General features: G+C 61.8%; 13 protein-coding genes and 1 other RNA gene. 4 read left to right on the forward strand and 10 right to left on the reverse strand.

What is annotated here, in order from left to right; all coding sequences use genetic code 11:
* Positions 1–59: 59 nt before the first annotated feature.
* From RG836_RS10800 to dnaX, 3 genes are all read right to left on the reverse strand, one after another.
* Positions 60–1,094 carry an NADP-dependent oxidoreductase gene (locus RG836_RS10800; protein WP_310845321.1) on the reverse strand — a complete coding sequence of 345 codons (1,035 nt, stop codon included), beginning with the start codon at positions 1,092–1,094 and terminating at the stop codon, positions 60–62.
* 235 nt (positions 1,095–1,329) lie between these two features.
* Positions 1,330–1,668, reverse strand: a complete 339-nt coding sequence (locus tag RG836_RS10805) for a YbaB/EbfC family nucleoid-associated protein (protein WP_008028561.1) — start codon at positions 1,666–1,668, stop codon at positions 1,330–1,332.
* Between the two features lie 65 nt (positions 1,669–1,733).
* A complete protein-coding gene (gene dnaX / locus RG836_RS10810) occupies positions 1,734–3,827 on the reverse strand; it encodes a DNA polymerase III subunit gamma/tau (protein ID WP_310845325.1) in 2,094 nt (697 codons plus the stop codon).
* A 143-nt stretch (positions 3,828–3,970) separates the two neighbouring features.
* Between dnaX and RG836_RS10815 the strand changes: the two genes are divergently transcribed.
* Positions 3,971–4,741: a substrate-binding periplasmic protein gene (locus RG836_RS10815; RefSeq protein WP_310845327.1), complete on the forward strand. Its 771-nt coding sequence runs from the start codon at positions 3,971–3,973 to the stop codon at positions 4,739–4,741.
* A 17-nt stretch (positions 4,742–4,758) separates the two neighbouring features.
* On the opposite strand, the gene RG836_RS10820 is transcribed toward RG836_RS10815, so the two are convergent.
* The 7 genes from RG836_RS10820 to RG836_RS10850 all read right to left on the reverse strand — a co-directional run bounded on the left by RG836_RS10820 (position 4,759) and on the right by RG836_RS10850 (position 14,876).
* On the reverse strand, positions 4,759–5,325 hold the full coding sequence (locus RG836_RS10820) for a hypothetical protein (protein WP_310845328.1): 567 nt from the start codon (positions 5,323–5,325) through the stop codon (positions 4,759–4,761).
* A 130-nt stretch (positions 5,326–5,455) separates the two neighbouring features.
* Positions 5,456–5,552, reverse strand: an RNA gene (gene ffs / locus RG836_RS10825) — signal recognition particle sRNA small type.
* A 111-nt stretch (positions 5,553–5,663) separates the two neighbouring features.
* Positions 5,664–6,830, reverse strand: a complete 1,167-nt coding sequence (locus tag RG836_RS10830; protein WP_310845329.1) for a zinc-binding metallopeptidase family protein — start codon at positions 6,828–6,830, stop codon at positions 5,664–5,666.
* Positions 6,831–7,153: 323 nt separating this feature from the next.
* Positions 7,154–9,511, reverse strand: coding sequence for an NAD-dependent DNA ligase LigA (gene ligA, locus RG836_RS10835; RefSeq protein ID WP_310845330.1), 2,358 nt, complete (start codon positions 9,509–9,511; stop codon positions 7,154–7,156).
* 47 nt (positions 9,512–9,558) lie between these two features.
* Entirely contained in the window at positions 9,559–10,467 is a 909-nt protein-coding gene (gene zipA, locus RG836_RS10840; RefSeq protein WP_310845331.1) for a cell division protein ZipA, read from the reverse strand.
* 258 nt (positions 10,468–10,725) lie between these two features.
* Positions 10,726–14,214 (reverse strand): chromosome segregation protein SMC, encoded by a 3,489-nt coding sequence (smc, locus tag RG836_RS10845; protein WP_310845333.1) that lies wholly within the window; start codon positions 14,212–14,214, stop codon positions 10,726–10,728.
* A 2-nt stretch (positions 14,215–14,216) separates the two neighbouring features.
* Entirely contained in the window at positions 14,217–14,876 is a 660-nt protein-coding gene (locus RG836_RS10850; RefSeq protein WP_310845334.1) for a GntR family transcriptional regulator, read from the reverse strand.
* Positions 14,877–15,140: 264 nt separating this feature from the next.
* Between RG836_RS10850 and xdhA the strand changes: the two genes are divergently transcribed.
* From xdhA to xdhC, 3 genes are all read left to right on the forward strand, one after another.
* The gene (gene xdhA, locus RG836_RS10855) at positions 15,141–16,595 is read left to right on the forward strand and encodes a xanthine dehydrogenase small subunit (RefSeq protein ID WP_310845335.1); all 1,455 of its coding nucleotides are present in this window, start codon (positions 15,141–15,143) and stop codon (positions 16,593–16,595) included.
* On the forward strand, positions 16,588–18,987 hold the full coding sequence (gene xdhB, locus RG836_RS10860) for a xanthine dehydrogenase molybdopterin binding subunit (protein WP_310845336.1): 2,400 nt from the start codon (positions 16,588–16,590) through the stop codon (positions 18,985–18,987). The genes xdhA and xdhB overlap by 8 nt, the downstream gene beginning before the upstream one ends.
* Before the next feature lie 142 nt (positions 18,988–19,129).
* Positions 19,130–19,975 carry a xanthine dehydrogenase accessory protein XdhC gene (gene xdhC, locus RG836_RS10865; protein WP_310845338.1) on the forward strand — a complete coding sequence of 282 codons (846 nt, stop codon included), beginning with the start codon at positions 19,130–19,132 and terminating at the stop codon, positions 19,973–19,975.
* Positions 19,976–19,987 lie beyond the last annotated feature (12 nt).

Genomic DNA, 19,987 nt, shown 5'->3' on the forward strand with positions numbered 1-19,987 from the left:
ACGTCCGACATAACAACGAGACGCGGTTTATACCCGCGCCTCTCGCAAGCGTCAAATACTCAGTCCTGGGCGACCCGCACCACCAGCTTGCCGAAGTTTTTCCCTTCCAGCAGGCCGATAAAGGCTTCGGGCGCATTCTCCAGGCCATCCACCACGTCCTCGCGGAATTTCACTTTGCCGTCACGCACCCACGGCGCCATGGCACTGAGGAATTCCGGCTGGCGGTCACCGTAGTCATCGAACACGATAAAGCCCTGGATCCGCGCGCGTTTGGTCAGCAAGACTCGTTGCAGTTGCGGCAAACGGTCCGGCCCACTCGGCGCTTCGCTGGCGTTGTAGCCGGCGATCAAGCCACACAACGGAATCCGCGCCTTGGGATTGAGCAACGGCACCACGGCTTCGAACACTTTGCCGCCGACATTTTCGAAGTAGATGTCCACACCTTTGAAGCAGGCCAGTGCCAGATCGCTGGCGAAGGACTCGCTCTTATGGTCGATGCAGGCGTCGAAGCCCAGTTCCTCGACCACATAGCGGCACTTCTCCGGCCCACCGGCCACGCCAACTACGCGCAGACCTTTGATTTTGGCCACTTGCCCCACCACCGAACCCACGGCACCGGAGGCTGCCGCGACCACCAGGGTTTCGCCCTCCTTCGGCTGGCCGATGTCCATCAGGCCCATGTAGGCGGTCATGCCCGGCATGCCGAGCACGCCAAGCGCCATCGATGGGCTGGCCAAGCCGGACGGCACCGGGATCAACGCCCGGCCATCACTGATGCTGTGGCTCTGCCAACCTGTGGCACCGACCACCAGATCACCTTCGTGGTATTTGGGATTACGCGAACGCACGACCTGGCTGACAGCGCCACCGGTCATCACCTCGTCGATTTCTACCGGCGCGGCGTAGGACGGTGCGTCGCTCATGCGGCCGCGCATGTAGGGATCGAGCGACAAAAACAGGGTTTTGAGCAGGAGTTGGCCGTCCGCCAAGTCAGGCAAGGTGACGCGCTCCAGGCGAAAGTTCTCCGGCGTCGGCGCACCCTCGGGCCGCGAGACCAGGACGATGCGTTGATTCAGGGTGGGTTCGGTGAGCATGTGCGTCTCCTTGAAAGGTATAGGGAGCAGACCTTGAGGCTGGCAGGGGGTTCGATGTTTTTGCCTGGACGCTGCGAGGGAGCTTGCTCCCGCTGGACTGCGCAGCAGGCCCATTTTTAGGGCCGCTTCGCGCCCCACCGGGAGCAAGCTCCCTCGCCACAGGTTATTCCAAACAAAAATGCCAGGACGCGATGCCTGGCATTTTCTTGTAGCCCATCCTGTGCGCGTTGGCGAATCAGAACGGCAGTTTCATGCCCGGCGGCAGTTGCATCCCAGCCGTCATGCCGGACATTTTGTCCTGGCTGTTGGCTTCGATTTTGCGCACGGCGTCGTTGACGGCCGCGGCGAACACCGCTTCGAGCATTTCCTTGTCATCTTCGCTCAGGCCTTCGACCAGGCTCGGATCGATGGTTACGCGCTTGACGTCGTGACGACCGGTCATCACCACGGTGACCATGTCGCCGCCGGCCTTGCCGGTGACTTCCGCGTTGGCCAGTTCTTCCTGCATCTTGGCCATTTTTTCCTGCATCTGCTGCGCCTGCTTCATCAGGCCGGCCATGCCACCCTTCATCATGGGAATCACCTCAAAGTACTTGGATAAAAACAGCGTCCGGCCACTGCGCCAGGCGCCTTCAGTTATTAGCCCTGACCGACCAGGGCTTCGACAGGTTCAATCGTATCGTTGCGCACCACCGCGCCAAACTGCTGCATCATTTGCTGGATGAACGGATCACCGTGGATCGAATCCTCGGCCTCGCGCTGGCGGTTCGCCCGTCGACGCGAAGCAGCCTGGGCCGGGGTTTCCTGCTCGGGCTTGATCAGCTCCATGCTCAGGCTCAGCGTGCGCCCGTGATACTGGTTAAGCGCGTCGTTCAAGCGGCGTTGCTGCGTGGCGTTGAACAGCGCGCTATGCGCCGGGTCCAGGTGCAACAGCCAGTTGTCGCCATCCACCGCGATCAAGGTGCAGTTGGCGGCGATGCTGCCGGTCATGCCGGAAATCGGCAGCTTCGGGAACAGCTCCAGCCATTGCAGGGCCAGGCCGGTGGCGGGCATTGCTGCCGGTTCCGGCTCGGGCTCCGGCGTTGGCTCGGCAGCGTGTTCGCTGGCCAGCTCGTCCAGGTAACTGTAGGCCGAATCCATGTCCGGCTCGATGTAATCTTCGTCCAGCGGCGGTTCGTCATCGAGGTCAACGCCCGGAGTGGCGGCATCGACTTCGGCCACCGACGGCTCGGGAATTGGCGCGGCGGCCCACTCCGGCGCATCCGGCACCACGCTGTCCGGGGTCGGCAGTGGCATCGGCGCCAGCTCGGGCTGCTCGGCGGCGGTTTCCAGCACGGGCTCGACGGCCGGTTGCTGGACCGCTTCGACGGGCTCGACCGGGTCATTCCACGGCAGGTCGATGACGTCGGCGGCGACCGGTTCTGGCTCTGGTTCTAGCTGGGCCTCGATCACCGGCTCAGGCAATGGCTCTGGTGCAACGGGCTCGGGCTCAGGCTCAGGTTCGATAATCGCCGCCACAGGCGCTGGCGCAGCAACGGGTGCCGATGCCGCAGCCGCTACCGACGCGGCAGCCACTGAGTTTGCGGAATCAACTGTGGCCTGGCTGATCCCCACTGGCTTTAGCGGTTGCCTCGGGGCGTCGGCCGTGTCCGCCGGCCTGAATGCGAGCATGCGCAGCAGGACCATTTCAAAGCCGCCACGGGGGTCCGGCGCCAGCGGCAGATCGCGGCGCCCGATCAGGCCCATCTGGTAATAAAACTGCACGTCTTCGGCCGGCAAGGCCTGGGCCAGCGCCAGCACGCGGTCGCGGTCGCCATGGCCGTTGTCGACCCCTTCCGGCAACGCTTGGGCAATCGCCACGCGGTGCAGCACGTTGAGAATCTCCGAGAGCACGCCGCTCCAGTCCGGGCCTTGCTCGGCGAGGTGGCGCACGGCTTCGAGCAAGCCCTTGGCGTCACCTTCGATCAAACGGTGCAGCACGTCGTAGACCTGACCGTGATCGAGGGTGCCGAGCATCGCCCGCACATCCGCTGCCATCACCTTGCCTTCGCCAAAGGCAATCGCCTGATCGGTAAGGCTCATCGCGTCACGCATCGAGCCATCGGCGGCGCGGCCCAACAGCCACAGCGCGTCGTCTTCGAACGGCACGTTTTCCACGCCGAGCACGTGGGTCAAATGCTCGACCACCCGCTCAGGGGTCATGTTTTTCAGGGAGAACTGCAGGCACCGCGACAGAATAGTTGCGGGAAGTTTCTGCGGGTCAGTGGTGGCCAGGATGAACTTGACGTAGGGTGGCGGTTCTTCAAGGGTTTTGAGCAGCGCATTGAACGAATGGCTGGAGAGCATGTGCACTTCGTCGATCAGGTAAACCTTGAAGCGCCCACGGCTCGGGGCGTACTGCACGTTGTCGAGCAGTTCGCGGGTGTCCTCGACCTTGGTGCGGCTGGCGGCGTCGATCTCGATCAGGTCGACGAAGCGGCCTTCATCGATTTCCCGGCACACCGAGCAGGTGCCGCAAGGCGTCGAAGTGATACCTGTTTCACAGTTCAGGCATTTGGCGATGATCCGCGCGATGGTGGTCTTGCCAACCCCGCGCGTACCGGTGAACAGGTACGCATGGTGCAGCCGCTGGCTGTCCAAGGCATTGATCAGAGCCTTGAGCACATGGGTCTGGCCGACCATTTCGCGGAACGAGCGCGGACGCCATTTACGTGCAAGAACCTGATAACTCATCGAAAACCGTCGCCACTGGGAAGCAGAAGCGGCTAATGCTAGCGGAGCACCGCCGAAATTGCATCCGGTGTGCTCGTCTAATATGGCTAAGCTGGTCGTTGGGGGTGTTTTTGCGAGTCCGGTCTTACCCTGTTGGAGAGTTTATGCGGTCAGCCTTGGGGGCTTTGTTGTTGATGTGCGCCGGTGCTCACGCGTCCGAGGTGCCGTTGCGCTTTGCCATCGCCGATGGCTGGGCCATGCCGCTGGTACAACTGGAGAACGGCGTGCCGACCCAAGGCATCCTGCACGACATGATGACCAGCCTGGCCACCCAATCCGGCGTGCCGGCGCAGTTCAACGTGATGCCGCGCACGCGCATCCAGAGTGCCATGGAACACGGCGAAGTCGACGTGCGCTGTTACGCGGCGCAATCCTGGCTGCCGAACCAGTCCGGTGATTACATCTGGAGCATCCCGCTGTTCTTCCAGCGCGACCTGCTGATCAGCACCGCGAGCAATCCCGAAGCTGTCGTACCTGAAAGCATGCCGCGCCAATCGATCGGCACCGTCCTCGGCTACACCTACCCGACCCTGCAACCGCTGTTCGATGACAATCGCCTGCAACGCGAAGACGCACGCAATCAGGAACAAGTGCTGGAAAAACTCATCGCCGGCCGCTACCGCTACGCCGTCAGCAACCAATGGACCCTGGACTGGTTCAACCAGCGCCTGTCCCTCGACCAACAATTGCAGGGCGTGGCGGTGCTGCAAGAGCAAAACGTCGGGTGCTTCGTGCGCAATGCCCCCGAAGTGCCGGTGCAGCGAGTGCTGCGCACGCTGCTGAGAATGAAAATGTCCGGCGAGATCGACGACATCATTCGCCTCTACACCGGCGCCGGCGAACCGCCCGTGGATTCGGTGCCGGTGTTGCCTTGAGCTTGCGACGGCTCTGGTTACTGAACCGGGTTGCTCGGCCGTTTGACGATCAGCCAGCCACTGACTCTTTGACTGCAACCGGCCAATTCATTGATAGGTTCGAGTGCAACAGCCATTCCACTGAGGATTTCGGTGACCTTCTTGCCGTGTTCATTTCCGATTTCCCCAACAATTCGGGCATCGGAAAGATCAGCCTCATCGAGCTGTTTCAAAGCGTTCTTCGTGATCACCTCGATCTGATGAGCCTTCACGAGCAAACCCGAGTTTTCAATCAGAAAACCAACCGAATCTGTTGAGGCGTCCCAAATTTTCTGCAAGCACTGGGTTTCATCACTGCCGATACGGCTGTTGATCATCTGCAGCAACGCAACGAGTGAATTCACGCGCGTCACCATCACTTTGCTGCCGTCCAGTGCTGTCGCGCTTTCACTGGCGACCGAGACGCTGTCTCGCGTATCCAGAATGTAGACGGCGAGTGAATTATCCGATCTGGCATCGGAATAGAAGCCATATCCCACGACAACTACCGCCACTCCAACAATGATCACGGCCATCAGCTTGAAAAACAGTTGCATTAGATTCATGGGCAGCCTCCTGGCACGGCGAACCATAGCGGGTAACAAATGACAGACAGCACAAAACCAAACGCTGAGCTGAATCCGGCGCTTGAGTTTCAAAATAGGGAGATTTATTGCCTGGGCGTTATGGAGGCAACCCCACCAGCCGCACCCCGGCACACAATGTTCCCGCTGTGGCTGCTGCCTTCCGGCTCTGACCAGGTTCACGGGTAATCGTTGCGGGGGGACCGATGGGGTCACCATAACGACGCTCACCTGACGGCGAGCCGCGCCATTGTACCTATCTGAGGAGAAGTTACAACCGTTGGCGCGGGATTAAAAATATGAGGGGCTTCAAGCACTTGCTATTGCGCTTGCAACACCTCGTCAGCCTTGCCGCCGGCCTGCTGGATCACCAGGTGGATGAAGTGCAGCTTGGCGATCACAGCCGACGGCAGCACGAACGGGTAGAAATCCGGCTGGCCCATGCTGCGCGACAGTTCGTTGAGCATGCCGGCCAGTTCGATCCAGGCATTGACGAACGACAGAAACGCCGCGCCGCCGGGATGTTGCGGGTCGTACAGAGTGCTCAGGGGGAACGGCTGGTAGTCGAGGTCCATGTCCCGGGCGCTCATGCCGAAGCCCAGCGCCGTGTCCACCGCGTCCATCATGTGCAAGTAATGCGCCCAGGTCTCGGCCCAGTCTTCCCACGGGTGCATGGTCGCGTAGGCACTGACGTAGTGCTGTTGCCAGTTCAGCGGTGCGCCTTGTTCATAATGACGGTCGAGAGCGTCGGCGTAGCTGGCGCGTTCGTCGCCGAACAGGCCGCGAAAGGCGTCCTGCCAGGGGCTGTTGTCGATCAGCCGATCCCAGTAATAGTGGCCGACTTCATGGCGAAAGTGCCCGAGCAAGGTGCGGTAGGGTTCGTGCATTTGCACCCTGACCTGCTCGCGATGGGCGTCGTCGGCTTCGTTGATGTCGAGGGTGATCAAGCCGTTGGCATGGCCGGTAGTGGGCGCGTTGCCTTCGAGGTCGACGCCGATGAAATCGAATGCCAGGCCGGTGTCTTCATTCTCGGTTTTTGGGATCACGGGCAGGCCGAGGGTGATCAGTTGCGCCACCAGGCGCCGCTTCGCGGTCTCGACCTTGAGCCAGCGTTCGTGATTTTCCACCAGCGACAGATCGGGGATGGTGCGGTTCAGGCTGCACGCGGTGCACAGGGCATGCACGGTATCGGCGGGCAACAGCCAGTTGCACGCGGCTGGGGAATCGAGATTGGCGCAGCGGCGGAACACCCCGGCCTCGGGATCGGCATCGAGCCGCCAGGTGTCGGTGAACGGGCCCGGTTGCAGGGAGGACAAGCGACTTTGCTCCGGCTGATAACCCAGCGCGGCCGCACAGGCCAGGCACTGGCTGTTGCCAAAGAACAACGACTGCCCGCAGCGGCACTGCCAGACCTTGCTGTTGCGCGACGGCCCGCCGAGAAACGGCGCGGCGATACGCGAACTGAGCTGTTCGAAGAAGCGGTACATGGCGATCTCTCCCTGGGGGTGGCCAAGACTAGATCATTCTGCCGGCGGGATCGTTCCCTGTTTGATGCGGGGGTTGATGAGCAGACGCTGCTTTGAAATGTGCCGAGGCCCTTGTGGCGAGGGAGCTTGCTCCCGCTGGAGGGCGAAGCACTCCTAAAAATGTCACTGCCAGTTAGATTCTTGGGTCTGCTGCGCAGCCCAGCGGGAGCAAGCTCCCTCGCCACAAAAGCACCCTCACCACAGCCAAGCCCCTTCACCACAAAAGCAGTGTTGCCACAAAAAGCAGCCTTGCCAGGTAAGCGCTTCGCCTCAGGCAAGCAAACTCAAACCTCGATTCCATGCCCCGCCAGAAATTTCACGAACGCCTCTTCATCCAGCACTTTGACCCCCAGCTCATTGGCCTTGGTCAGCTTCGAGCCGGCGCCGGGGCCGGCGACGACGATGTGGGTTTTGGCCGAGACCGAGCCGGCGACCTTGGCGCCGAGGCTTTCGAGTTTGTCTTTGGCGACGTCGCGGCTCATCAGTTCCAGTGAACCCGTCAGGACCCAGGTGTGCCCCGCTTCCGGCAGGCCTTCGACGACTTTTTTCTCGCTCTGCCAATGCATGCCGAACTCGCGCAGTTGCTGTTCAGCGGCGCGAGCCAGTTGCCGGTTGGTGTCGTCGGCAAAAAACTCGCGCACGGCATTGGCCTGTTTCTCCGGCAGGGCCTGGCGCATGTCCAGCCAGTCAGCGGTCATCACCGCTTCCAGCGAGCCGAACTTGTCCGCCAGTTTTTGCGCCCCGCCCGGCCCTACCGAGGGAATGTGCAACTTGTCGAGCAGGCCGCCGAGGGTGGTGCTGGCGGCGAATTCTGCGCTGAGGTCGCCCTGATCCTGGATCTGCAAGCCGTGCTTGAGCAGGTCGGCGATCACCTCCTGGTTGTGCGCATCTTCAAAGAAGCTGTGGATTTCATGCGCGACTTCCAGGCCAACGTCCGGCAAGTACGTCAACACCTGCGGCAACGCCTGCTGAACCCGCTGTAACGTGCCCAAGGAGCGCGCCAGCACTTTCGCTGTCTCTTCGCCGACATCGGGGATGCCGAGGGCGTAGATGAAGCGTGCCAGGCTCGGGGTCTTGCTGTGATCGATGGCGGCGAGCAATTTTTTGCTCGACAGCTCGGCGAAGCCTTCGAGGTCGACGATGTCTTCGAACTTCAGGGCGTACAGATCGGCCGGCGAACTGACCAGGCCTCCGTCGACCAATTGCTCGACGCTCTTGTCGCCCAGACCTTCAATGTCCATGGCCCGGCGCGAAACGAAGTGAATGATCGCCTGCTTGAGTTGCGCGCCGCAGGCCAGACGGCCGACGCAGCGATACACCGCGCCTTCGCTGACGGTTTCGCGGCCCTTGCTGCGCTTCACCAGTTGCGTGCGCTCGACGTGGGAGCCGCAGACCGGGCAGGTTTGCGGAATCTGCACCGGCCGGGCGTTATCCGGGCGGCGCTCGGTGACCACTTGCACCACTTGCGGAATCACGTCGCCAGCGCGGCGGATGATCACTGTGTCGCCGATCATCAGGCCCAGGCGCGCCACTTCATCCATGTTGTGCAACGTGGCGTTGGCCACGGTGACGCCGGCGACCTTGACCGGTTTCAAACGCGCGACTGGCGTGACGGCACCGGTGCGGCCGACCTGGAATTCCACGTCGAGCAGCTCGGTGAGTTCTTCCATCGCCGGGAATTTGTGCGCGATCGCCCAACGCGGTTCACGGGCGCGGAAGCCCAGTTCCCGCTGCGAGGCAATGCTGTTGACCTTGAACACCACGCCGTCGATTTCATAGGTGAGGCTGTTGCGGCGCTCGCCGATGTCGCGGTAGTAGTCCAGGCATTCGTCGATGCCGTGGGCCAGTTTCAGCTCGCGGCTGACCGGCATGCCCCAGGCCTTGAGTTGCTTCAGGTTGCCGATGTGGGTATCGGCGATGTCGTGGGAAATCTGGCCGATGCCGTAGCAGCAGAATTCCAGCGGACGGTTGGCGGTGATCTTCGAGTCCAGTTGGCGCAGGCTGCCGGCTGCGGCGTTACGCGGGTTGGCGAAGGTTTTGCCGCCGACCTCCAGTTGCGTGGCGTTGAGCCGTTCGAAACCGGCCTTGGACATGAACACTTCGCCGCGCACTTCCAGGGTCGCCGGCCAGTCGCTGCCCTTGAGCTTGAGCGGGATGTTGCGCACGGTGCGCACGTTGACGCTGATGTCTTCGCCGGTGGTGCCGTCGCCGCGAGTGGCGCCGCGCACCAGCACGCCGTCCTGGTACAACAGGCTGACGGCCAAGCCATCGAGTTTCGGTTCGCAACTGTATTCCACCGCCGCGCCGCTGCCGAACAAGTCGCCCACCGGCCGGTCGAGACCTTCGGTGACCCGACGATCGAACTCGCGCATGTCGCTTTCTTCGAAGGCGTTGCCGAGGCTGAGCATCGGCACTTCGTGGCGCACCTGCGTGAAGGCCGAGAGCGCGGCGCTGCCGACGCGCTGGGTCGGCGAGTCGCTGGTGATCAGTTCGGGATTTTCCGCTTCCAGTGCCTTGAGTTCATGGAACAGGCGATCGTATTCGACGTCCGGAATGCTCGGCTCGTCGAGGACGTGGTAGCGATAGTTGTGCTCGTCCAGCTCGGCGCGCAGCTCTAGAATGCGGGTTTTGACGGCAGTCATGGGTGTTCTCTCATAAAGCAAAAGAGCAGCCGAGGCTGCTCAATCTTCTAATCACAATAGCTTAAAGGCCGGAACCCTGTGGGGGTGCCCACCTTTGGATCAGCGTTCTGGGTCAGGGCGCGGCGCTCGAATTCGACGATGCGCTGGCGGTAGTGTTCGATGGTCTGGGCGGTCAGCACGCTGCGCTGGTCGTCCTTCAATTCACCGTTCAGTTCCTGGGACAACTTGCGCGCCGCCGCGACCATCACATCGAAGGCTTGCTTCGGATGACGCGGGCCTGGCAGGCCGAGGAAGAAGCTCACCGCCGGGGTGCTGAAATGGTCGATGTCGTCCAGATCGAAAATACCCGGTTTCACCGCGTTGGCCATGGAGAACAGCACTTCGCCGTTGCCGGCCATGCTTTCGTGACGGTGGAAGATGTCCATCTCGCCGAACCGCAAACCGCTTTCCAGAATGTTCTGCAACAGCGCCGGGCCTTTGAAGCCGGCGGCGTCGCGGCAGATCACGCTGATCACCAGCACTTCTTCGGCTTGTGGCTGCTCTTTGTCGCTGGACGAAACCGTAGGAGATTTGCTGTCGTCCGGGAAGTCGTCGTCGCGCGCGTTGAAGCTCGGGCCGCCGTCCAGGTCGAGATTGAGGTTCAAGTCGCCCTGGGACGGTTCGCCATGGCTGCGCTTGCCGCGCTTGGAGCCCGATTCACGGGGCTCGCGGGCCGGCATGCTCACGGACGGCAAATCGTGCTCGTCCAGTTGCGGCTCTTTATGCGTGTCCAGCACCCGTGGCGGACCCAGCAGCTCGGCGCTGCTGTCGTCGTCGGGCAGATTGGACAGACTTCGATCCAGGCGGAACTTCAGTTTTCCCTTGCCGCCGCGCATCCGGCGCCAGCCATCAAAAAGAATACCGGCAATGACAATGATGCCGATGACGATCAGCCACTCGCGCAGACCGATTTCCATGTAATCCCGTGCCTCTATAAAAAATGCTGAAAAATAAGGGGTTTACAAGCTGCAAACCGCTTTAAAACGTGGCGCCAACTCTATGTTCTGACAGGCGTTTTGCCCACGTATACGAAAATTTGACATTAAACTAGCACGACCAAAGGTAACTTTACACCGTCTGTCACATCCGCTTCAGTCAATATGTCGATTGGCCAGCAAGTAGGGCTTGGTAAAAAGGTCCTACAGCACTTAAATACCAATCCTACAGACCGAACCTCAGGCATCCACCAGCGCCATCGCTTCTTCGACATCTACGGCCACCAGCCGCGAACACCCGGGCTCGTGCATGGTGACCCCCATCAGTTGATCGGCCATTTCCATGGCGATCTTGTTGTGGGTGATGTAGATGAACTGAACGGTTTGCGACATTTCTTTCACGAGCCGTGCGTAGCGTCCAACGTTAGCGTCATCCAGTGGTGCGTCAACTTCGTCGAGCATGCAGAACGGCGCCGGATTCAATTTGAAGATCGCAAATACCAGGGCCAGTGCGGTCAGGGCTTTTTCGCCGCCGGAGAGCAAATGGATGGTGCTGTTCTTCTTGCCGGGCGGTTGCGCCATGATCGTCACCCCTGTATCGAGTAGATCTTCGCCCGTCAGTTCCAAATAGGCGCGGCCTCCACCGAAAACTTTTGGGAAAAGTGCCTGTAAACCGCCATTGATCTGATCAAAGGTATCTTTGAAACGGTTACGGGTTTCCTTGTCGATCTTGCGAATGACGTTTTCCAGGGTGTCGAGGGCTTCCACCAGGTCGTCGTTCTGCGCGTCCAGATAGCGTTTGCGCTCGGACTGCTGGGTGTATTCCTCGATGGCCGCGAGGTTGATCGCGCCCAGGCGTTGAATGCGTGCGGCGATGCGTTCCAGTTCTTCTTCGGCAAACTGCTCACTGGCTTCGGCGGTCAGGGTGGCGAGCACGCCGTGCAGGTCGTAGCCGTCTTCCAGCAACTGGTCCTGCAAGGTTTTGCGGCGCACGGTCAGGGCTTGCCATTCCATGCGCTGTTGTTCGAGTTGGCCACGGATCAGTTGCGACTGCTGCTCGGCCTGGTTGCGGCGTTTCTCGGCGTCGCGCAGTTCGCGGTCGGCATCTTCCAGGGCGATTTGCGCGGTCTTCAATTCTTCGTCGACGCTCATGCGCCGGTCGAGCAATTCTTCGAGCTTCAGCCGCAGTTCTTCCAGCGGTGCCTCGCCCTCCTCCAGGTTGAGGCTGAGCTGTTCGCGCTTCTCGGTCAGGCGCTCGGATTGCATTTCGAGGCGCTCCAAGGCCTGACGCGTGGAATCGTGCTGCGCCTTCAGCGAACCGAGACGCACGGCCAATTGATGGGCGTGATCCTTATGCTGCCGCGCTTCCTGACGCACCCGGTCGAGTCGCTCGCGCAGGCTGTCGCGCTGGGCCAGCAGCAATTCGCGCTGCTCGGTGTCGAGGGCCATGCTGTCGAGGGCTTCCTGCAATTGCAGGCGCGCTTCGCCGATGTTTTCGTGTTCGAGCGCGCGTTGTTCACCGAGTTCGGCGACCTCTTCGTCGAGGCGCGTGCGACGCAGCATCAATTGCTCGGCCTTGGCTTTGCCGGCGGACAATTGCGCTTTCAGTTCGCCTTGCTGGCGGGCTTCGTCTTGCAGCAGGCGGCGCAGATGTTCGCGACCGTTTTCCTGCTGGCGCTGTTGCGCCCGCAGGTTTTGCAGTTCGGTTTCCAGGGTTTCGACGGTCGCTTCGCGCTCTTCGCGCTCCAGGCCCAGACGCTGGATTTCCTGGCCTCGGGCGAGCATGCCACTCTCGGCCTCACTGGCGCGGCGCACCCGCAGGAAATGCCGGCCGACCCAATAACCGTCGCGGCTGATCAGGCTCTCACCCGCCGCCAATTGCCCGCGCTGGGCCAAGGCCTGCTCCAGACTATCGACCGGTTTGACCTGGCCCAGCCAGGGCGACAGATCCACCGACGCCTCGACCTTGTCGAGCAAGCTGCCAGCCACTCGCACGCCATCGCTGGCGGGGCTGAGCAGGCGCAGATCGCCTTGGCTGAAACCGGATAAATCGAAGCCGCCGAAATCGTCCACCAGCACCGCTTGCAGGTCGGCACCGAGCACGGTTTCCACCGCCAGCTCCCAACCAGCCTCGACCTTCAGGCCTTCAGCCAGGCGCGGACGTTCGGCCAAGTGCTGATCGCGCAGCCATTCGGCGGCACCGGTGCCAGGGTCGAGCGCAGCTTGCTGCAAGGCTTCGAGCGACGCCAAGCGGCCGTTCAGACGCTGTAAATCGCCCTGCGCCTGCTGCTGATTGTGCAGCGCTTGCTGCAACTGTTGACGCAACTGCTCCAGACGTTCGACCTGCGCTTCTTCGCTGGCCTGCAAATCTTCGAGGGTCGCTTCGCTGGCGGCGAGCTGCTCGTTGAGTTCGAGAATGGCTTCGTCTTCCGGGTCGGCCGAGAGCAAGGCGCGCTCTTCGATCAGCCGCCGCTGGCGCTCGGCCAGGCGTTCGAGGCTGGTTTCCAGTTGCTGGATGCGCGACTGCTGGACTTCGGACTGGCGCCGGGGTTCGGCGGCGGTGAGGTTGAAGGCGTCCCACTGCTCCTGCCAGGCGCGCATGCTGGTTTCGGATTCTTCCAGCGCGGCGGCGGCTTCTTCGGCGGCGGCGCTGGTGATTTCCTGCTCGGGGGTGAGCATGTCCAGCTCTTCGCCCAGGGTCAGCAGCAAGGTGCGGTCATGGCCCAGGTGCGACTCAGTTTCCAGGCGCGCGCGTTCGGCTTCTTTCAGATCGTCCTGCAATTGACGCAAGCGTTGCTGGCCGTGCTGGATGCTTTGCTCGACCCGAGCGATGTCGCCACCGACCGAATAGAAGCGGCCCTGCACCAGGTTAAAGCGCTCGGACAGCTCGTGGTGGCCGTCGCGCAAACGTTCGATCGCGGCATCGGCATTGCGCTGCTCGGCGACCAGCGCTTCAAAGCTGATTTCCTGGTTGCCGATGATCGCTTCACGCTGCCCGACTTGCTCGTTCAGCGCCTGCCAGCGCAGGGCCGACAGTTGTGCCTTGAGCTGACGCTCCTCGGCTTTGTATTCCTGATACTTCTTCGCCGCCTCGGCCTGACGATGCAAGCGTTCGAGCTGGCGTTCGAGTTCTTCGCGCAGGTCGGTCAGGCGCGCGAGGTTGTCGTGGGTGCGGCGAATGCGGTTTTCGGTTTCGCGGCGGCGCTCCTTGTACTTGGAGATGCCGGCGGCTTCTTCAATAAAGTTGCGCAGGTCTTCGGGCTTGGACTCGATCAGCTTGGAGATCATCCCCTGTTCAATGATCGAATAGCTGCGCGGGCCGAGGCCAGTGCCGAGGAAGATATCGGTGATGTCGCGACGGCGGCACTTGGTGCCGTTGAGGTAATAGGTGGTCTGGCTGTCGCGGGTGACTTTGCGCCGAATCGAGATTTCCGCGTAAGCGGCGTACGCGCCGAGCAAGGTGCCGTCGCTGTTATCGAATACCAGTTCGATGCTGGCCTGGCTCACCGGTTTGCGACTGGTGGAGCCGTTGAAGATGACGTCGGTCATCGACTCGCCGCGCAGGTTTTTCGCCGAGCTCTCGCCCATCACCCAGCGCACGGCGTCGATGATGTTCGACTTGCCGCAGCCATTGGGCCCGACCACCGCCGCCATGTTGCTGGGGAAGTTCACCGTGGTCGGGTCGACGAAGGATTTGAACCCCGCCAGTTTGATGCACTTGAGCCGCACGCTTAAGCGACCGTCAACGCAGACACCACCAGATCGCAACTGCGCTGGGCATAGGCCGTCAGCACCACGCGAATCTGCGGCAAGTCACGGGCCAGCACGGCGGCGAGCAGGCGCTCGAACAGCTCGAGGTATTCGCTCATCTCGGCCTTGCGCTGTTCCAGGGCCAGGAAATACGCGCGGCTCATGGCCGGTTGCAGGTTTTCCACGGTTTCTTGCAGGTACGGGTTGTTGGCGAACGGATACGCGGCGCGCATCACGTTGAAGCTGTCGTCGACGAAAGTGCGGATGTCCTGGCGTTCGTAGCTGGCGATCAGCCGCTGTTGGATTTGCAGGAACGGCGCCATGTCAGTCTGCACTTGCCAGCCATTGGCCACCGCGTTGCCGAGCAGGATGTACAACTCGCTCATCAGGGTGCAAAGGCTTTGCACCTTGTGTGCGGTGAGCTCAGTCACGTGGGCGCCACGGCGCGGCAGGATCGCGATCAGGTGCCGGCGCTCCAGAATCAGCAAGGCTTCGCGCACCGACCCACGGCTGACGTTCAACGCCAACGTGACTTTCTGTTCCTGGATGCGCTCACCGGGTTTCATTTCGCCACGGATGATCCGCTCGGCGAGGTGGTGGGCAATTTGCTCGGCGAGGCTGTCCGGCGCCTTGAACGTCATGGTGGTCCTTGAAAATCTTCGATCTGCACAAGCGGCGCAGTGTAGCGCACTTGCCGTGTCATGGCGGAGTGCCCACAAAGCGGTTTTTGGCACGATATAAGCAAAAAGCACTGGGCGCGTTAAGGGTCAATACTGATCAAACCGGCTGTTGATCGACAAAAGCGGTTTTCTTGACCTTTAAGTCAGAAAACCGTTGACCGAAAAGTCAGACCTGCTAAATTCGGTCCATCGGTTAACAACAATAATGAGTCTGCGAGGCCTTCCGTGATCCAGTTTTTACTCAACCAGGAACTCCGTAGCGAGCACGCCCTGGACCCGAACCTGACCGTGCTCAATTATCTGCGCGAGCACGTCGGCAAATCCGGCACCAAAGAAGGTTGCGCCAGCGGTGATTGCGGCGCTTGCACCGTAGTGGTCGGCGAGTTGCAGACGGATGACGCCGGCCGCGAACACATTCGCTACCGCAGCCTCAATTCGTGCCTGACTTTTGTTTCGTCGCTGCACGGCAAGCAACTGATCAGCGTCGAAGACCTCAAGCACCAGGGTCAATTGCACAGCGTGCAGCAGGCGATGGTCGAGTGCCACGGCTCGCAATGCGGCTTCTGCACCCCGGGCTTTGTGATGTCGCTGTTTGCCCTGCAGAAGAACTCCGAGCAAGCGGATTCGCACAAGGCTCACGAAGCCCTGGCCGGCAACCTCTGCCGCTGCACCGGCTACCGGCCAATCCTCGCCGCCGCCGAACAAGCCTGCTGCGGCAAGCAACCGGACCAGTTCGACGCCCGCGAAGCCGAGACCATCGCCCGCCTCAAAGCCATCGCGCCCACCGACACCGGTGAACTCAACAGTGGCGACAAACGCTGCCTGGTGCCGCTGACCGTCGCCGACCTCGCCGACCTCTACGACGCTTATCCGCAAGCCCGGCTACTGGCCGGCGGCACTGACCTGGCGCTGGAAGTCACGCAGTTCCACCGCACGCTGCCGGTGATGATCTATGTGGGCAACGTCGCTGAAATGAAGCGCATCGAGCGCTTTGACGATCGCCTGGAAATCGGCGCCGCCACCGCCCTCTCCGATTGCTATGAAGCGCTGAAGGCGGAATACCCGGACTTCGGCGAATTGCTGCAGCGCTTCGCCTCGTTGCAGATCCGCAACCAGGGCACCCTCGGCGGCAACATCGGCAACGCCTCGCCGATCGGTGATTCGCCGCCGCTGCTGATCGCCCTCGGCGCGCAGATCGTGCTGTGCAAGGGCGAGACCCGCCGGACCATGGCGCTGGAAGACTACTTCATCGATTACCGGGTCACCGCGCGTCAGGAAAGCGAGTTCATCGAGAAGATCATCGTGCCCCGCGCCCAGGCCGAGCAGTTGTTCCGCGCCTATAAAGTGTCGAAACGCCTGGACGATGACATTTCCGCAGTATGCGCCGCCTTCAATCTGCGCCTCGATAACGGCGTGATCGCCGACGCCCGCGTGGCTTTCGGCGGCATGGCCGCCACGCCGAAACGCGCCAAAAGCTGCGAAGCCGCGTTACTCGGTGCGCCGTTCAACCACGCCACGGTCGAGCGTGCCTGCGCCGCCCTGGCCGACGACTTCACGCCGCTCTCGGATTTCCGCGCGAGCAAGGAATACCGCCTGCTCAGCGCGCAAAACCTGCTGCGCAAATACTTCATCGAACTGCAAACGCCGCACATCGAGACTCGGGTGACCGCTTATGTCTAATCATCACGCCGTAGAGAAGACCCAGGCTGAACTGGCCGAACTGTTCGCCCAGGACCTGACCACTGGCGTCGGCCGCAGCGTCAAGCATGACAGCGCCGCCAAGCATGTGTCCGGGGAAGCGCAGTACATCGACGATCGCCTGGTATTCCCCAACCAGTTACACGTGTACGCGCGCTTGTCGGACCGCGCCCACGCGAAAATCATCAGCATCGACACCGCGCCCTGCTACGCCTTCGAGGGCGTGCGCATCGCCATCACCCACAAGGATGTGCCGGGCCTGAAAGACATCGGCCCGCTGCTACCGGGCGACCCGCTGCTGGCCATCGACGATGTGCAATTCGTCGGGCAACCGGTGCTCGCCGTCGCGGCCAAAGACCTGGACACCGCGCGCAAAGCGGCGATGGCGGCGATCATCGAATACGAAGACCTGGAGCCGGTGCTCGACGTGGTTGAAGCCCTGCGCAAACGCCACTTCGTGCTGGACAGCCACACTCACCAGCGCGGCGATTCGACCACCGCGCTGGCGACCGCCGAACATCGCCTGCAAGGCACGCTGCACATCGGCGGCCAGGAACATTTCTACCTGGAAACGCAGATTTCCTCGGTGATGCCCACCGAGGACGGCGGCATGATCGTCTACTGCTCGACCCAGAACCCCACCGAAGTGCAGAAACTGGTGGCGGAAGTGCTGGACGTGTCGATGAACAAAATCGTCGTCGACATGCGCCGCATGGGCGGTGGCTTCGGCGGCAAGGAAACCCAGGCGGCGAGCCCGGCGTGCCTGTGTGCGGTGATCGCGCACCTCACCGGCCAGCCGACCAAGATGCGCCTGCCACGGGTCGAAGACATGCTGATGACCGGCAAGCGCCACCCGTTCTATGTCGAGTACGACGTCGGCTTCGACAGCACCGGGCGCCTGCACGGCATCGCCATGGACCTGGCCGGCAACTGCGGTTGCTCGCCGGACTTGTCGGCGTCAATTGTCGACCGGGCGATGTTCCACTCCGACAACTCGTACTACCTCGGTGACGCGACCATCAACGGTCACCGCTGCAAGACAAACACCGCATCGAACACCGCTTACCGTGGCTTCGGCGGCCCGCAAGGGATGGTCGCCATCGAGGAAGTGATGGACGCCATCGCCCGCCATCTGGGCCTCGACCCACTGGCCGTGCGCAAGGCCAACTACTACGGCAAGACCGAGCGCAACGTCACCCATTACTACCAGACCGTCGAGCACAACATGCTCGAGGAAATGACCGCCGAACTGGAACAAAGCAGCCAGTATTACGAACGCCGCGAAGCGATCCGGCGCTACAACGCCAATAGCCCGATCCTGAAAAAAGGCCTGGCGCTGACCCCGGTGAAATTCGGCATTTCCTTTACCGCCAGTTTCCTCAACCAGGCCGGTGCGCTGGTGCACATCTACACCGACGGCAGTATTCACTTGAACCACGGCGGCACCGAAATGGGCCAGGGCTTGAACACCAAGGTCGCACAAGTGGTGGCCGAAGTGTTCCAGGTGGAAATGGACCGCGTGCAGATCACCGCGACCAACACCGACAAGGTGCCCAACACCTCGCCGACCGCCGCTTCCAGCGGTGCTGATTTGAACGGCAAAGCCGCGCAGAACGCCGCCGAGATCATCAAAAAGCGCCTGGTGGAATTCGCCGCTCGGCACTACACGGTCAGCGAAGAAGACGTGGAATTCCACAACGGCCATGTGCGCGTGCGCGACCAGATCCTGACGTTCGAAGCGCTGATCCAGCAGGCGTATTTTGCTCAGGTCTCGCTGTCGAGCACCGGGTTCTACAAGACCCCGAAAATCTTCTACGACCGCAGCCAGGCCCGAGGTCGTCCGTTCTACTACTACGCGTTTGGCGCGGCATGCTGCGAAGTGATCGTCGACACACTGACCGGCGAATACAAGATGCTGCGCACCGACATCCTGCACGACGTCGGCGCCTCGCTGAACCCGGCCATCGACATCGGCCAGGTCGAGGGCGGCTTCATCCAGGGCATGGGCTGGCTGACCATGGAAGAGCTGGTCTGGAACAACAAAGGCAAGCTGATGACCAACGGCCCGGCCAGTTACAAGATCCCGGCGGTGGCCGACATGCCGCTGGACCTGCGGGTGAAGCTGGTGGAAAACCGCAAGAACCCGGAAGACACGGTGTTCCATTCCAAAGCCGTGGGCGAGCCGCCGTTCATGCTCGGCATCGCCGCCTGGTGCGCGATCAAGGACGCCGTGGCCAGCCTCGGCGACTACAAGCATCAGCCCAACATCGACGCCCCGGCCACCCCGGAGCGGGTGCTGTGGGGGTGTGAGCAGATGCGTCAGCTCAAAGTTGTGAAAGCAGCTGCTGCTGAAGCTGAGTTGGCTCCGCTCTAGGACCGAGGTGCGGCTAATCGCCGGCAAGCCAGCTCCCACAGTGATTGGTGGTGATTTCGGATTTAAGGGACACCACACAACCTGTGGGAGCTGGCTTGCCAGCGATGGGGCCCGCGCAAACACCAAAGATGTTGAGGTGAATATGTACAACTGGATCGACGCCCTCGCCGACCTGCAGAACCAGGGCGAACCCTGTGTTCTGGTGACGATCATCGAAGAACTCGGCTCGACGCCGCGCAATGCCGGTTCGAAAATGGTCATCAGCGCCCGGCAGACCTTCGACACCATCGGTGGCGGGCACCTGGAATTCAAGGCCATGCAACTGGCCCGAGAAATGCTCGCCTGTGGTCAGCAGACCACGCATCTGGAGCGCTTCAGCCTCGGCGCCAGCCTGGGCCAGTGCTGCGGTGGCGTGACCGTGTTGCTGTTTGAACCCATGGGCCAGGTGCAGGCGCAGATCGCGGTGTTCGGCGCCGGGCATGTCGGCCGCGCACTGGTGCCGTTGCTCGCCGGCCTGCCCTGCCGCGTGCGCTGGATCGACTCCCGGGAAGCGGAATTCCCCGAGCAGATCCCCCACGGCGTGCGCAAGATCGTCAGCGAAGAACCGGTCGATGAAATCGACGCGTTGCCCGCCGGCAGCTACTGCATCGTCATGACCCACAACCACCAGCTCGACCTCGAACTGACCGCCGCCATCCTCAAGCGCAACGATTTCGCCTACTTCGGCCTGATCGGCTCGAAGACCAAACGGGTCAAGTTCGAGCATCGCCTGCGCGATCGCGGCTTCGACAGCGCGGTGCTGCAACGCATGCGCTGCCCGATGGGCATCGGCGAAGTGAAAGGCAAATTGCCAGTGGAAATCGCCATCTCCATCGCCGGCGAAATCATCGCTACCTACAACGCCGACTTTGGCCAGCACAGCGCCAGCGCCGGATCTTCTATTGCCAAACTGCTGCCGGCCTCGCGCCGCAGCCACGCTGCGAATTAAAACGGAACCCCA

Source organism: Pseudomonas rhizozeae (assembly GCF_031583775.1).
Classification (GTDB): domain Bacteria; phylum Pseudomonadota; class Gammaproteobacteria; order Pseudomonadales; family Pseudomonadaceae; genus Aquipseudomonas.